General features: G+C 71.2%; 12 protein-coding genes. 6 read left to right on the forward strand and 6 right to left on the reverse strand.

The window, feature by feature from the left end; all coding sequences use genetic code 11:
* Nucleotides 1-143 precede the first annotated feature (143 nt).
* Both ACZ5XZ_RS01255 and ACZ5XZ_RS01260 read left to right on the forward strand, forming a co-directional pair.
* Nucleotides 144-656: an RICIN domain-containing protein gene (locus tag ACZ5XZ_RS01255; protein WP_468973322.1), complete on the forward strand. Its 513-nt coding sequence runs from the start codon at nt 144-146 to the stop codon at nt 654-656.
* Nucleotides 657-991: 335 nt separating this feature from the next.
* The gene (locus ACZ5XZ_RS01260; protein WP_468973325.1) at nt 992-1474 is read left to right on the forward strand and encodes a hypothetical protein; all 483 of its coding nucleotides are present in this window, start codon (nt 992-994) and stop codon (nt 1472-1474) included.
* Between the two features lie 96 nt (nt 1475-1570).
* On the opposite strand, the gene ACZ5XZ_RS01265 is transcribed toward ACZ5XZ_RS01260, so the two are convergent.
* From ACZ5XZ_RS01265 to ACZ5XZ_RS01285, 5 genes are all read right to left on the reverse strand, one after another.
* Nucleotides 1571-2773, reverse strand: coding sequence for a substrate-binding domain-containing protein (locus ACZ5XZ_RS01265; protein ID WP_468973328.1), 1203 nt, complete (start codon nt 2771-2773; stop codon nt 1571-1573).
* On the reverse strand, nt 2770-3810 hold the full coding sequence (locus ACZ5XZ_RS01270; RefSeq protein ID WP_468973330.1) for an ABC transporter permease: 1041 nt from the start codon (nt 3808-3810) through the stop codon (nt 2770-2772). Before ACZ5XZ_RS01270 ends, ACZ5XZ_RS01265 begins: the two co-directional genes overlap by 4 nt.
* Nucleotides 3811-3812: 2 nt before the next feature.
* Nucleotides 3813-5348 (reverse strand): sugar ABC transporter ATP-binding protein, encoded by a 1536-nt coding sequence (locus tag ACZ5XZ_RS01275; RefSeq protein WP_468973333.1) that lies wholly within the window; start codon nt 5346-5348, stop codon nt 3813-3815.
* Nucleotides 5349-5393: 45 nt separating this feature from the next.
* A complete protein-coding gene (locus tag ACZ5XZ_RS01280; RefSeq protein WP_468974145.1) occupies nt 5394-8231 on the reverse strand; it encodes a SpoIIE family protein phosphatase in 2838 nt (945 codons plus the stop codon).
* Between the two features lie 237 nt (nt 8232-8468).
* Complete coding sequence (locus ACZ5XZ_RS01285) at nt 8469-9437, reverse strand: cyclase family protein (protein ID WP_468973336.1); 969 nt, start codon at nt 9435-9437, stop codon at nt 8469-8471.
* Between the two features lie 174 nt (nt 9438-9611).
* On the opposite strand from ACZ5XZ_RS01285, the gene ACZ5XZ_RS01290 reads away from it, so the two are divergent.
* Nucleotides 9612-9767 (forward strand): hypothetical protein, encoded by a 156-nt coding sequence (locus ACZ5XZ_RS01290; protein WP_399144670.1) that lies wholly within the window; start codon nt 9612-9614, stop codon nt 9765-9767.
* Between the two features lie 308 nt (nt 9768-10075).
* Complete coding sequence (locus tag ACZ5XZ_RS01295) at nt 10076-11152, forward strand: mechanosensitive ion channel family protein (protein ID WP_468973340.1); 1077 nt, start codon at nt 10076-10078, stop codon at nt 11150-11152.
* Between the two features lie 82 nt (nt 11153-11234).
* On the opposite strand, the gene ACZ5XZ_RS01300 is transcribed toward ACZ5XZ_RS01295, so the two are convergent.
* Entirely contained in the window at nt 11235-12143 is a 909-nt protein-coding gene (locus ACZ5XZ_RS01300; RefSeq protein ID WP_468973343.1) for an NAD(P)-dependent oxidoreductase, read from the reverse strand.
* 104 nt (nt 12144-12247) lie between these two features.
* Between ACZ5XZ_RS01300 and ACZ5XZ_RS01305 the strand changes: the two genes are divergently transcribed.
* Nucleotides 12248-12601, forward strand: coding sequence for a winged helix-turn-helix transcriptional regulator (locus tag ACZ5XZ_RS01305; RefSeq protein ID WP_468973346.1), 354 nt, complete (start codon nt 12248-12250; stop codon nt 12599-12601).
* Nucleotides 12598-14004, forward strand: a complete 1407-nt coding sequence (locus ACZ5XZ_RS01310; protein WP_468973349.1) for a short-chain fatty acyl-CoA regulator family protein — start codon at nt 12598-12600, stop codon at nt 14002-14004. The genes ACZ5XZ_RS01305 and ACZ5XZ_RS01310 overlap by 4 nt, the downstream gene beginning before the upstream one ends.
* Nucleotides 14005-14009 lie beyond the last annotated feature (5 nt).

Raw genomic sequence — 14009 nt, forward strand, 5'->3', positions numbered from 1 at the left:
CCCCAAAAGTTTGGAATTTCCGGGAACCCCGCGCGAGGCGATCCTCAGATGTGTGCTTCGGCAGTCACCTGAAAGCCTCCACGGCTCAGGCCGGTGCCCAGCACGACACAGACCAAGGCCGGTCAACAGAGTGGGGAGAACAGATGCGATCTGCACAGCGGATTTCTGTGGTCGCAGCGGTAGCGGCGAGTTCGCTGGCGCTGGGGCTGTCGTCGGCACCGGTGGCCCATGCGGCAACCTACTACCAGCTTGTGGCGCGGCACAGCGGAAAGTGCGTCACGGTGCCCAATGGCAACATGGGGCACGACGTTCCCGTGGAGCAGTGGACCTGCCGCGGCGAGGCCGACCAGCAGTTCGGGGTCGACCACCTCGACCATGGCGAGTACGCGATCAAGGCCCGGCACAGCGGCAAATGCCTGGACGTCGAATGGGCCAGTCACGACAGCAGGGCCCGCATCGTCCAGGCCAACTGCCACTACGGAGACAACCAGCGCTGGTACCAGCAGCCCACCAACGACGGCTACGTCCTGCTCATCGCCAAGCACAGCGGCAAGTGCATGGACGTCGCCTGGGCCGACCAAGGAGACGGCGCACCGTTGGTCCAGTCCGGCTGCTGGCACGGGAACAACCAGCAGTTCAAACTGGCGCTTGTCTAGAAGGACTCCGTGCCACAGGGGCCCAAGGCGCTGATGCCCGACGCCCCAGGAACCACACCGTCAGCACGGCTGCGGCCGGTCGACAACGCGGGCTCGATCCGCCGGCTGACCGCAGCCAGATGAGGTCAGAACCCCTCCTTGAACCCGCGGGCCCCCTTCGGCGGAAGGGGGCCGAAGGCCGCTTGGAGGCGCCGGGCAGTGGGCTGGCCGTGCTACCTGCCGGGCGACATACTGACGCGATTGCGAGTCGGTCCTGAGCTGACGTGATCACAGGGCCGCCGAGCACTGGACGAAGGTCTGCGCCGACTGGTCCGGGTACCGAATGAGGAAGATGCATGCAGGGTGAACCAATAGCCGGCCGGCGCTCGATGATCTACCGGTCGTGGCTTGTCATCCCCGCATCAGGGATGGCAGCTGTCTGGCTCGCGCTCTACGAGCGCTCGCCCGCTGCGGTTCCGTCGCCCCAGTTCTACATCCTGTGTGAAACCCCAGGATCTCTGAAGGCGCTCTCCTTGGCGGCGGTGTTGTCCATCGTCACCGCCGCGGCCGTGTCCGTCATCGGAACGGTCCGGGCCATCAGAGCACCCTCCCGCCGTCCCCTGCGGCCGATGCTGCACCTGGCCGTGGCGCTCATTCTCCTTGTGGGAGCGGACAGCATGGACTACCTCGGAAGCCGCATCGCCTACCGCGCGGCGGTGCGGAGCAGCGCAAACATCGCCACCTGCGAAAGTGCCTACCATGTCACGCCAGGCTGGTTCTTCTTCCTCGCCCCGGAAGACCGCGCTCAGTGGCACAGCCGCGCAGTCGAGGTCAGGTGATCCAGCGCGCGAACGAGAAGCCGGGCACCAACTGGACGGTGGTGCATGCATCGAGATCGCCGACGATATCCCTGCCTGCGTCCCCGTCCGAGATCTTCACCTGCCCCAGATCTTCCGGTACGTCGCGCGGTAGCCGGGTGGGTCCCAGGTCGTCGCGCCGCGGCTGTTGGCGGCGGTGGCGATGTGTACGGGGGCGACATAGCCGCTGGCGGGTGTGCCGGAGAAGGCTCGGTTGAATTCGTCGAGGATCTGCCAGCCCTGTTGGGCGAAGGGCTCGGGGACGGTGGCCGTTTGGAACTGTCGGCTGTTGATGCGCTGGAAGGCGGAGGGGTCGCCGTCGCCGGCGCCGATGTTGTAGGGAGGTCCGCCGCCCTTCTTGCGTGCTGCGCGCAGGGCCGGGGCGGCGTCGGCGAAGTAGACGTCGTTGATGGCTACGGAGTGTGTCCAGGTGTCCGGGAAGCGGGAGAGGAGTGAGGAGACCTCCTGGGGGGTCCGGCTGCTGGTGTCGGAGATCGGGATGTTCTCCTCGGCCAGGATCCGCAGGCCCGGACAGGTGGCGAGTTCCTTCTTGATCAGTTCGGACTTGTTCCTGGCGAACGGGATCGAGGCGTCGGTGAACACCACGACTCCGGCGTTGCCGTGGGAGTGCGCGATGATCCAGTCGGCGCTGATGCTCGCGACATCGCCGACCTTGGTGGTGACGTTGCTGAAGAGTTCGGGGTCCTTGCTCGGGCCGGGGGAGTCGACCGCGTGCCAGCCGATGAGCGGGATGTGCTCCGCGTTGGCCTTCGCGACCTGCTGCGACGTCAGGTGGGGGTCGAAGCCGCCGATGACGATGCCCGCGGGCTTCAGGGCGATGGCCTGGCTGAACGCCGCCTGGATCCCGGCGGGGGTGCCCTGGCCGTCGATCACCCGGACGTCCCAGCCGATGGCTTTCGAGGCTTCCTGTACGCCCTCGGCGGCGCCCGCGACGCCCGGGTTGTTCATGGTCTGCGCGACATAGATGATCTTCTTGCCGGATACGGCCTTGGGGCCACCGGTGGGGCCGTTCCCCGCGCGGCTGGTCTTCTCGGCCCGCGCAACGGCCGCCTCGGCCCTGGCCAGGGCGCTGGGACAGCCCGGCGTGGCCGGCCGTGCCGAGACCGGGCCGCCGCCGCTCGACGCCCCGCGTTCGCAGCCGAGGAGGACGGTGGCCGCGACTGCCAGGGCGACGGTGCCGCGCCGCCCGGCGGTCCTGCGGGTCGCGTGCCCGGCGCTCCTCGCGGAGGGGGCGGAACGGGGGTGACCGCCGGAGGTCACGAGGTGACCTCGGGCACGTCGTGGCGGGTTCGGGGTGGTTCGGTCCGCCGTTGCCGCAGCTGCCGCCGGGCGGCGTAGCCGGCCATGCCGACGGCGAGGAGCAGGGTGGCGCCGTTGAACAGCGGGGTGACCCAGAACTGGGCGCCGAGCTGGCCGATGCCGGCGAGGCCGATGGCGAGGATCGTGACGGCGACCAGCGTGCCCAGGGCGTTCGGACGGCCGGGGGTGATCGCGGTGGAGCCGAGCAGCGCACCGACGAAGGCGGGCAGCAGATAGTCCAGGCCGACGCTGGGATTGCCGATGCGCTGCTGCGCGGCGAGCAGAACGCCGGCGACGCCGACGACCAGGCCGGATCCGGCGAAGGCGTAGATGACATAGCGACGGGAGGGGATGCCCACCAGATCGGCGGCGCGCGGGTTGGAGCCGATGACGTACAGGTACCGGCCGAGCGGCAGCCGTTCCAGCAGCACCCACAGCACGGCGGTCAGGGCCAGGACGTAGAAGGCGGGCACCGGCAGGCCGAGGAACCGGGAGTCGTACAGGTCGGTGAAGGCGGCCGGCAGGCCGTGCGGGCCGGGGACGATCCGGGCGCCGTTGGTGATCCAGCCGGTGAAGGCGTACAGGATGCTGCCGGTGCCCAGGGTGGCGATGAAGGAGTTGATCCTCGCGAATTCGACGACGACCCCGTTGAAGACGCCGACCACCGCCCCGCCGAGGACCACCACGAGGCAGACGACCGGCCAGGACCACGCTTCGTCGACGATGAGCTGCATCGTCATGACGTGGGTGAGGCCGAGGCCGTAGCCGATGGACAGGTCGAACTTGGCGGTGACGATGGGGATCATCGCGCCGAGCGCCAGGATGGCGGGGATCGACTGGTTGGACAGCACCGCGGAGATGTTGTCCAGGGTGGGGAAGGTGTCCGGCAGGGCGAGGGAGAAGGCCAGGAACAGCAGGGCGGTCAGGGCCAGGAGGCCGTAGGCGCCGAGGAGGTGTCCGAACCGGCGGCCCAGCGGGGGGCGGGGGGAGGCGGCCATGGTCACGCCGTCCCGGTCAGCGGGGGCATGGCCGAGGAGGCGCGGGCGAGTCCGGTGACCGTGAGGGCGGTGCCGCTCAGCTCCGCCGTCACCGCTCCGCGGACGAATACCAGGGCCCGGTGGCACACCTGGGCGACCTCCTCGAAATCGGTGGAGATGAGCAGGACGGCGAGGCCCTCGGCCAGCGCGTCCTGGAGCAGGCGGTAGATCTCCGCCTTGGCGCCGATGTCCACGCCGGCGGTCGGCTCCTCCAGGATCAGCAGCCTTCGGCTCAGCCTCAGCCACCGGCCGACCATGACCTTCTGCTGATTCCCCCCGGACAGCGTGGAGATCGGTGCCTCGGTGTCCCGGGGGTGCACCGAGAACCGGTCGACCAGGGCCGCGGCCTTGGCCCGCTCGCGCCGGGGGCTGATCCAGCGCAGGGCCGGCAGGCCGTCGGCCCGAGGGTTCGCCAGGAAGTTCTCCCGTACTGTCAGTTCGGCGGCGCAGCCCTCCTCCTGACGGTTGCTGGTGACCAGGCCCACGCCGGAGCCGACCGCGGCCGCCACCGAACGCGGTGCGTACGGCCGCCCGTCGAGCACGGCCCGTCCGTCGAGAATCGGCCGGGACCCGGCGAGGGCCCGGCCCAGTTCCATGTGTCCGGCGCCGGTGAGGCCGACCATGCCGAGGATCTCACCGGCGCGCAGTTCCAGGCTGACCGGTGCCGTGTGCGCGGTCCGTACGCGGTCGAGGCCGAGGACGGCCGGACCCGTGACCGGGGCGAGGCGGTAGCCACCCGGCTCGCTGCCCACGATGTCGCGCACCAGCCGCGCGGGGCGGTGACCGGCGAGCGGGCCGTGGCTGACGAGGCGTCCGTCGCGGAGCACGGCGAAGGCGTCGGCGACCTTGTACACCTCGTCCAGCCGGTGGGTGACGTAGACGATGGCACGGCCCTGATCGCGCAGGGTGTGCAGTACGGCGAAGAGCCGGGCGCAGTCCGCGGCCGGGAGGCTGGCGGTCGGCTCGTCGAGGACGATGAGTTCGGCCCGCGTGGCCAGTGCGCGGGCGATGGCCACCAGGGAGCGTTCGGCCCTCGGGAGGCCGGCGACGGGCGCGCGGGGGTCGAGGTGCGCGGCGACGATGCCCAGGGCCTCGGCGCACCGTCTGCGGGTCGTCCGCCAGGACAGCAGTCCGGCACGGCGTGGATAGCCGGTGCCCAGGGCGATGTTCTCGGCGACCGTCATCCACTCGACCAGCCCCAGGTCCTGGTGGATGAACGACATGGTGCGCAAGGCCGCTTCGGTGCCCAGCGGGTGCCCGGCGACCGTCACCTCGCCCTCGTCCGCGTGGTGGACGCCCGCGAGCACCTTGATGAGGGTGGACTTTCCCGCGCCGTTGGGACCGAGCAGGGCGAGGATGCTGCCGGAGTACACGTCGAGGTCGACCGCGTCCAGCGCGAGGGTGCCGCCGAACCGCTTGCGCAGGCCGCGTACGCGGACCAGAGGCGCGGCGCCACGACGCGGGGGAGGGGCGCTTCCAAAGGCGGCGGGCGGGTGCATTTCCGCATGCTACGACCCCTTTTGGGTTCTTTGCCGGACGGGCCGTCAGAGAGCGGGAATGTCGTCGAAGAAGCTCTCTGCCGCGCCGGACGTCGCGCCGGGCACCTCCAGCGCGAACTCGGCCCAGATGACCTTGCCGTCGGCGGTGTAGCGGGTGCCCCAGGCCTGGGCGAGCTGGGCGACGAGGAACAGGCCGCGGCCGCCCTCGTCGGTGGTGGCCGCGTGGCGCAGATGCGGAGCGGTGCTGCTGGTGTCGGAGACCTCGCAGATCAGCGTGCGGTCGTAGAGCAGCCGCACCTGGATGGGATCGGTCCCGTAGCGGATGGCGTTGGTGACCAGCTCGCTGAGCAGCAGTTCGGTGGGGAAGGCGACTTCCTCCAGCCCCCATTCGGTCAGTTGCCGGGCGACGGCGGCGCGGATGCCGGAGACCAGCGCCGGATCGGAGGTCAGGCCCCAGGTGGCGATCCGGTGGGGGTCCAGGGCGTGGGTGCGGGCGACGAGCAGAGCCACGTCGTCGGCGGGGTGGTCGGGCATCACGGCCCGCAGAACCGCCTCGCAGGTGTCCTCGGGCGGGCGGTTGGCGTGGGCCAGGGCTCCGCCCAGCTGCTCGAGGACGGCGTCCACATCGCGCCGGCGGCCGCCGACCAGTCCGTCCGTGTAGAGGACGAGCTGGCTGCCTTCGGGGAGGTGGAACTCGGCGGTTTCGAAGGGCAGGCCGCCCAGGCCCAGAGGGGGGCCGGCGGGCAGGTCGGCGAAGGTGACGGTGCCGTCGGGAGTGACCACTGCGGGTGGCGGGTGGCCGGCGCGGGCCATCACGCACAGCTGCGAGGTGGGGTCGTAGATGGCGTACAGGCAGGTCGCGCCGATCATGCCGCTGCTGTCGGAGGACGGCTCCTCGCTGCTCTCGTCCCGGTCGAGGCGCCCGACGAGGTTGTCGAGGTGGGTGAGGACTTCATCGGGGGCGAGGTCCAGTTCGGCGAAGTTGCGCGCGGCGGTGCGCAGCCGGCCCATCGTCGCGGCCGCGTGCATCCCATGGCCGACGACGTCCCCGACGACCAGGGCCACCCGGGTGCTGGAGAGGGGAATGACGTCGAACCAGTCTCCGCCGACGCCCGACTCGGCGGGAAGATAGCGGTGGGCGATCTCCACGGCGCTCTGCTCGGGGAAGCTGCGCGGGAGCAGACTGCGCTGCAGGGCCAGGACCATGGTGTGTTCGCGGGTGTACCGGCGGGCGTTGTCGATGCAGATGGCCGCACGGATGGCGAGTTCCTGGGCCAGCGAACGGTCGTCGTCCCCGAAGGGGGCGGGGTCCCGTGAGCGGTAGAAGCTCGCCACGCCCAGCGCGATGCCGCGGGCCACGAGGGGGACCGCGATGAGGGAGTGGACGTTGTGGTCGAGGAGCCGCTGGGCGTGCCAGGGATCCTGGGCGATCCAGCCCGCGGCGGTACGCAGGTCGGGTTCGAGGACGGGCTGCCCGCTTGCCATGCAGCGGAGCTGGGGTGTGGTGGGGCGAAGGCGGACCTGCCGGCCGGCGGGGTAGAAGGGGCAGTCCTCGCGGTAGCCGTGGACCACCGTGCGGAAGAGCTCGCTGTGCGGTTCGGTGGGCTCCTCGCCGCGCAGTACCGCCTCGGGAACGTCGATGGTGACGAAGTCGGCCAGGCGCGGAACGGCCATCTCGGCGAGCTCCCGGGCGGTGTGGCTCACGTCCAGGGTGGTGCCGATGCGGGCGCTGGCCTCGGACAGCAGCTCCAGGCGGCGCCGGGCGGCCACGGCGTACATCCCCACCCCCGGCTCGCCGACCAGCACCAGCCCGCTGGTGGCCCGGCCGACCGTACTCCCGGCGGTGCCGGGTGCGGAGGGCTTGCGGGCCGTGGCCGCCGCGCGGTCGCTCACGGCCGCGGGCACGCGCCCGCGCAGCCGGCCGGAGGGGGCGACGGCCTGCGCCATCGGCGTGGGGGCGACGGCACCTTCCGCGGGGACGGCGAGGTGCTGCCGGGAGGGGAGGACCGCTTCGATGACGACGCCTTCCACCCCGGAGGGGCTCGTCATCGGGCGGCTCAGCAAGGTGACCCGCCGGCCACCGGGCAGGGCCACCTCCACGGCGGCGCGCTGGGCCGAGGCCATCAGATCGGCGGCCTTCTCCTTCAGGATCATCTGATCGCGCCAGTCCAGGCCGCTCTCGGCCAGCTCGCCGTTGTCCGTCGCCTCGCGGGCCGGCGAGCGCCGCCTGGCGTCGAGGTACGCCTGCAGCAGGGCGCGCTCCCGCGTCGAACTCTGCTCCAGCAGCCGCCGTTCGATGGCGCCGGCGGCGCTGCGGATCACCGCGTTCAGCGCCACATCGGCGTCGGCCAGCGGAAAGCCGAAGCAGAGGATGCCCTCGATGCGCCCACTGAGCAGATCGCGGACGGGAATGGCCGAACACGCACTGGACTGGGAGCGTTCGGCGAAGTGCTCGGCGCCGTAGACGTTGATCAGCTGCCGCTCCGCGAGCGCCAGACCGATGCCGTTGGTCCCACCGAACTGCTCGGCGAAGACGAAGCCCGGGACGCTTTGGATCGCGGCCAGACGCCTGACCAGAGAGGCCTCGCCGAAACGGCGTTGCAGCACCGCCCCGCGCGCATCGGCCAGGGACACGTTCATGTTCCGGCCCGCGAACCTGGCCTCCAGCCGGTCGAGTACCGGCGTCGCGGCGCGGACCAGGCGGTTGTTCAGGTCGAGATCCTGGAGATAGGGAAGCTCACATCCTTCCGGTGAGAGCCCGAGCGACACCGAACGCTGCCACGAACTCAGGATCGCGCTGCGCACGGTCCCCTCGGGCGATCCGCCGCGAAGAAACTGCTCACGTGCGTGGGCGGGGCCGATGCCGTCTCCCATGAGCCCCATCCGGATCACATCCCACATCCGTCCGTGCCTTACGACCACCCGTGTGTCGGAGTAACTGTACCGTTTGATCCAATTGTAGAACTTTGCACATATAACGGTACTGATCGTCGGTGGTGGCGAGAAGCCCACGGGCGGGCGGACGGGGGCCTCTGCCGCCCTCCGCAGCCGAAGGGGCGGCGGCATCGCAGCGGCGATCACGTGGGTGACCCGGCCTTCTCCCCGAGGTCGGCGCGGCCCTCACAGCACCGCGACCGGCGTGACGGGTGAGCCCGTGCCCCCGGGGACGTTCAGGGGGGCTACCAGGAGTAGGAACGCGTAACGGCCCGTTCCGGCGCTCGCCGCGGAGAGCGCTTCGAGGTCGAGGTTGTCCAGGAGCGGCACCCCCATCGCGGCGATGGCGAGGGCATGGACCGGGGAGTGCAGGCCGTCGACCGGCGAGGGCCGTACGTCGCTGTCGCCGTCGCCGCCGAGCAGGGCGATCCCGCGCTCGGCCAGCAGGGGCATGGCGTCCACATGGAAGCCCGCGCTCGCCGCGGAGGCGTCCCAGGCCCCCAGCTCCCGGCGCCGGCGCGGGCTGCCGGACCTGAGCAGCACCGCGTCCCCCTCGCCGATCGTGACATCGAGTGCCCGCTCCGCGGCGACGATGTCCTCGGCGTGCACCGCCCGTCCCGGTTCCAGCCATGAGCTGTCCCAAACGGCGGGCAGGTCGAGGAGCACGCCTCTGGTCACGAGGGGGCCCAGCGCCGACACGGCACCGAAGCGGGCACCCCCGGCGTCGACGACCTCGCGCGCCGCCCGGCCGTCGTAGAGACGCCCGCGGTAGGCGATGTGGGACAGCGCGTCCAGATGGCTCACGGCCTTGCCGTGGTAGTCGATGCCGATGAAGTCCTTGTGCGCGGAGGGCTCGGGGGCCTCCACATCGCCGAGGTCGGACATGTAGTGCAGGGCGGGCAGGGGGTTGTCCGGACCGGGCGCGGAGTTCCACGGGTGCGCCATGGGGACGACCGTTCCGGACCGGACCAGCGCGGCAGCCCGCCGTACGTGCTCCGCGGTCACCCGGTTCCAGGCGCCGCGGTCGGCGGGGGTCCAACGGCCCCACGTGCGGACCGAATCGAACAGCACGTCGAACTCCGCGCGGGAGACGGCGGGCCCGTTGCCGCCGCGGTCCGGCGGGGGTGCCGGTGCGCCGCTGGGATTGCCGGTCATCTGCTCGTCAGCGCTCCCTCGACCCCTTTTCCGAGGAGTGCGTTTCTTTCAGGGCATGCGTTCCGGATACGGCCAGTATTGCCCTGCCGGGCGGCATCCGCCGAGGCGATACGCTGGCTTTGTGGCGTTACGGTGGTTTTGTATGCATGCGCTCTGAATGTTGCGGAGGCAGCCATGGGCCAGAACTACGAGTACACGACTCCGTCGCAGGCCGAGGGTGAGCGGCTGGAAGAGGACATGGACCCGTCCGAGGAGCGGCACCCCGCGACCATGCGCACCCAGCCGTCCCAGGCCGAGGGCGAGCGCCGGGCGGAGGACGACGAGGACTGACGACGAGGGCGGACGACGATCGGCGGCTGCTCGGGAGGCGGCCGCCGTCCCGTGACCCGGTCGGAGTGCTGACCGGGCCTCATGTGTCCGGCCCGGGCCGGATGCCTGCCCGCGGCGACCGGGCCACCCGCAACCCGCAACCTCGACGATCACCCCGCCAACCGGTGCGGCAGGATGGCAGATCGTGCCGAGGGCGTCCGTCGACGTCCCGGCGCATCCACAGTCGTAGAGACGAGCAGGTACAAGGTGACGAGACATTACATCCCGTGCTCAGCGGAGCTGTTTCTCCGGGCAGGGGGAGCCGGCCGGTGAACCGCGCGCTCACGCTGCATGACTTGATCGTCGCCGGGGCCGCGCTGGCCGCCGGCGTCGTGGCCGGCCTGCTGTTGCGGGCGGTCCTGCGCTGGCTGGCCAAGCACGCACGCAGGACGCGGTGGAGCGGGGACGACGTCATGGTGGACGCCTTGCGGTCGGTGGTGCCCTGGGCGGCGATCTGCGCCGGCCTGGCGGCGGGCACCGCGGCACTGCCGCTGACGGCGACGGTCGCACGCAACGTCAACCGGGCCCTGACCGTGCTGTTCATCCTGGTCGTCACGCTCACCGCGGCCCGGGTGATCACCGGGCTGGTGAAGTCGCTTGCCCAGTCCCGATCCGGGGTGGCGGGATCGGCCACCATATTCGCCAACATCACCCGCATCCTGGTGCTGGCGATGGGATTCCTCGTCGTGCTGCAGACCCTGGGCATCTCCGTGGCCCCGCTGCTCACCGCGCTGGGTGTGGGCGGACTCGCGGTGGCACTGGCGCTGCAGGACACCCTCGCCAACCTCTTCGCGGGGGTGCACGTCCTCGCCTCCAAGACGGTGCAGCCCGGTGACTACATCCGGCTCAGCAGCGGCGAGGAGGGCTATGTGGTCGACATCAACTGGCGCAACACCGTGGTGCGCCAGCTCTCCAACAACCTGGTGATCATCCCCAACGCCCAGCTGGCCGGCACCAACATGACCAACTTCACCCGCCCGGAACAGCAGTTGTCGATCCTGGTGCAGGTGGGAGTCGGCTACGACAGCGACCTCGAACACGTCGAGCGGGTCACCACCGAGGTCGTCCAGAGCGTGATGACCGACATCACCGGTGCCGTTCCCGACCATGAACCGGCCGTCCGCTTCCACACGTTCGGCGACTCCAGGATCGGCTTCACGGTGATCCTGGGAGTCGGCGAGTTCAGCGACCAGTACCGGATCAAGCACGAGTTCATCAAGCGCCTGCACCAGCGGTACCGGGCCGAGGGCATCAGGATTCCCGCCCCGACACGGACCGTGGCACTGCAGCAGCCCGACGGCATCGCGATCCCGCACCAGCGTGAGCAGTCGGACCTGGTGCCGTAGGAGGGGCGCCGGGCCCGCAACACGGCGGTGCGGGCCCGGCCACCGCGCGGGCGGGGGAGACGCAGGCCGCGACCCGGGCCCCCTACCTCCCCTCTCCCGCCGCCAGCAGCTCGACCATTCCCGCGGCGCTCTCGGCCCCCCGCCCGTCGTCGACCAGGCGCTTCATCAGGTCGAAGTACGGCGTCAGCAGCTCGGGGCTGACCCCCTGCTCGTGCGCGGTTCCCACGAAGGTCTTGATCCCGGCGACCTGCATGGCCATGGTGGAGACGACGCCGGAGCCGTAGTCACCGCTCTGCAGGTGCTCCGCGGTCTGCTCGATCGACGCGGACATCGCCGTCAGCCAGCCCGACAGCAGCGGCGCGAACTCCTTCAGCGGGATCTCCCGCTCCCCGCGCACCAGCGCGAAGGCATGCGTGACGCCCGCGAACATGCCGTACATCGCGCTGAGCAGCGCCACGTCCTGGAGCGCGGCGTGCCCGGCGTCGGTACCGACGAACCGCGCGGCGAACGGGACCGCGAGAGCCGCCCGGTGGGTCTCGAACAGCTCGGGTGAGCCGCTGTAGAGCACCTGGCCGCCCGCCTCCGGGATCCCGGCCATCGGCGGTACGGCCATGATCCCGCCGCTGAGGAACCGGGCCCCTCGGGCCGCGGCCCACGCCCCGCGCTCCCGGGCCTCGGCGGGCGTCCCGGTGGTGACGTCCACCAGGTCCTTGCCGGTCAGATCGACGCCCTCCAGCGCCGCGCCGACCGAGGCGTCGTCCAGCAGGCAGGTCACGACCAGAGTGTTCGCGGCCACCGCCGCGGCGGCGCTCGCGGCGGGCCTGGCGCCCGCGGCCACCAGGGCCCGGGCCCGGCCGGGCGTACGGTTCCAGACGGTCACGGAGTATCCGGCGGCGAGCCAGGCACGGGCCAGGGCCGTACCCATGTCACCGAGGCCGACGAGGGTCAGGGAAGGAGTGCGGGAAACATCGTCAGAGGTGTTGTCAGTCATGACGATTAGGCTGGTCAACAGCTCGGCGGGCAACAAGTACGCACTTCGGAGTGGGTGCTTCCCCCGAGGTATGTGACCAGGTCGAAGAGGGGTGGCGGTCAGCGATGGCGACGGTGGGCAGGCCGGGCGCGCCCGATGCGTATCACTGCGGGATCGACGCGGCCATGGACGTGATCGGCGGGAAGTGGAAGGTCCTGATCCTGTGGGCGCTCGAAGCGGGTCCCCGCCGCTTCGGTGAGCTGCGCCGGATGCTCCCCGGTGTGACGGAGAAGGTCCTCACCTCCCAGCTGCGCGAGCTCGAGGCGCACGGCATCATTGCCCGCGAGGTGTACGACGAGGTCCCCCCGCGTGTCGAGTACGCGCTGACCGGGCGCGGCGTCGCCCTCGGGACCGCTTTGGAGCCCCTTGGCCGGTGGGGGCGGGAGCACGTCCTGCGGGACAGCGGGGAGTTCCGGTGAGCAAGATCTATGCGGGGGCGCGGCTGAGGCGGCTGCGTGAGGAGCGCGCGCTCAGCCAGGCGGAGCTGGCCCGCCGGCTGGAGATCTCGCCCAGCTACCTCAACCAGATGGAGCACGACTCCCGGCCGCTGACCGTCCCGGTGCTGCTGCGGCTGACCGAGGCGTTCGGCCTCGACGCGAGCTTCTTCTCGGCGCGGGACACCAGCCGGCTCGTCGCCGACCTGCGCGAAACCCTCGCGAACGAGGTGGCCCAGGCCCGGGTCTCACCGTCCGACCTCGCGCAACTGGCCACCCGCATGCCGGCGGTGGCGGGGGTGCTGCTGGAGCTCGGCCGGCGCAACACCGCACTGACCCAGCAGCTGGCCGTGGCGGCCGAAGACCGCGACAGCGCCGAACTGGCCCTGCCGCGCTCGCCGCACGAGGAGATCCGGGAGTTCTTCTACCGGCGGCAGAACTACCTCCACGACGCCGACCTGGCCGCGGAGGGCCTCGCCCGTGACATCGGCATCCGCCCCGGCGAGGTCCTCCGCGCCCTGTCGGCACGGCTCACCGACCATCACGGGGTGCGCATCACGGCGGACTCCGACCAACTCCACCACTACGACCCCGCCGCCCGGGTGCTGCATCTGTCCAACCGACTGCGCCCCGGCCAGCAGGCGTTCCGGATGGCCACCCAGCTCGCGCTGCTCGAATGCGGCGCCGAGCTGTCCGCGCTCGCGGCGGAGGACTTCGCGCAGGGCTCCGACACCTGGTCGCTCGCCCGGATCGGCGTGGCGAACTACTTCGCCGCCGCGCTGATCCTGCCCTACCCCTCCTTCCACGCCGCCGCGGAGGAGGTCCGCTATGACATCGAGCGCCTCACGGACCTGTTCGGCCTCGGCTACGAGACCGTCTGCCACCGCCTCAGCACGCTCCAGCGCCCCCGGCTGCGCGGGGTGCCGTTCTCCTTCGTACGCGTCGACCGCGCCGGCAACATGTCCAAGCGCCAGTCCGCCACCGGCTTCCACTTCTCGCGCGCCGGCGGCACCTGCCCGCTGTGGAACGTCTACGAGGCGTTCGCCGCGCCCGGCCGCATCCACGTCCAGATCGCCGCCATGCCGGACGGGCAGCGCTATCTGTGGACCGCCCGCGCCGTCACCCGCCACCGCGGCGGCTGGGGCGAGCCCGGCAAGACCTTCGCCATCGGCCTCGGCTGCGAGATCCGGCATGCCTCCCGGCTCGTGTACTCCGACGGCCTCGACCTCGACAACACGGCCGCCGCCACCCCCATCGGCATGGGATGCCGCATCTGCGAGCGCCTCGACTGCCCCCAGCGGGCCGTACCTCCCCTGGGCCAGCCGCTGGCCATCAACGAGCACAGCAGCACCTTCGTGCCGTATCCCGTGGCGGACCCCTCGCCCTGACCCGC

The organism is Streptomyces sp. NPDC033270, from assembly GCF_055576575.1.

What these genes read in the sequence shown, in the direction of transcription:
- ACZ5XZ_RS01305 (WP_468973346.1), top strand. Translation starts at nt 12,248, where the DNA reads ATGGCGACGGTGGGCAGGCCGGGCGCGCCCGATGCGTATCACTGCGGG.
- ACZ5XZ_RS01270 (WP_468973330.1), bottom strand. Translation starts at nt 3,810, where the DNA reads ATGGCCGCCTCCCCCCGCCCCCCGCTGGGCCGCCGGTTCGGACACCTC.
- ACZ5XZ_RS01260 (WP_468973325.1), top strand. Translation starts at nt 992, where the DNA reads ATGCAGGGTGAACCAATAGCCGGCCGGCGCTCGATGATCTACCGGTCG.
- ACZ5XZ_RS01290 (WP_399144670.1), top strand. Translation starts at nt 9,612, where the DNA reads ATGGGCCAGAACTACGAGTACACGACTCCGTCGCAGGCCGAGGGTGAG.
- ACZ5XZ_RS01255 (WP_468973322.1), top strand. Translation starts at nt 144, where the DNA reads ATGCGATCTGCACAGCGGATTTCTGTGGTCGCAGCGGTAGCGGCGAGT.
- ACZ5XZ_RS01275 (WP_468973333.1), bottom strand. Translation starts at nt 5,348, where the DNA reads ATGCACCCGCCCGCCGCCTTTGGAAGCGCCCCTCCCCCGCGTCGTGGC.
- ACZ5XZ_RS01300 (WP_468973343.1), bottom strand. Translation starts at nt 12,143, where the DNA reads ATGACTGACAACACCTCTGACGATGTTTCCCGCACTCCTTCCCTGACC.
- ACZ5XZ_RS01285 (WP_468973336.1), bottom strand. Translation starts at nt 9,437, where the DNA reads ATGACCGGCAATCCCAGCGGCGCACCGGCACCCCCGCCGGACCGCGGC.
- ACZ5XZ_RS01280 (WP_468974145.1), bottom strand. Translation starts at nt 8,231, where the DNA reads ATGGGGCTCATGGGAGACGGCATCGGCCCCGCCCACGCACGTGAGCAG.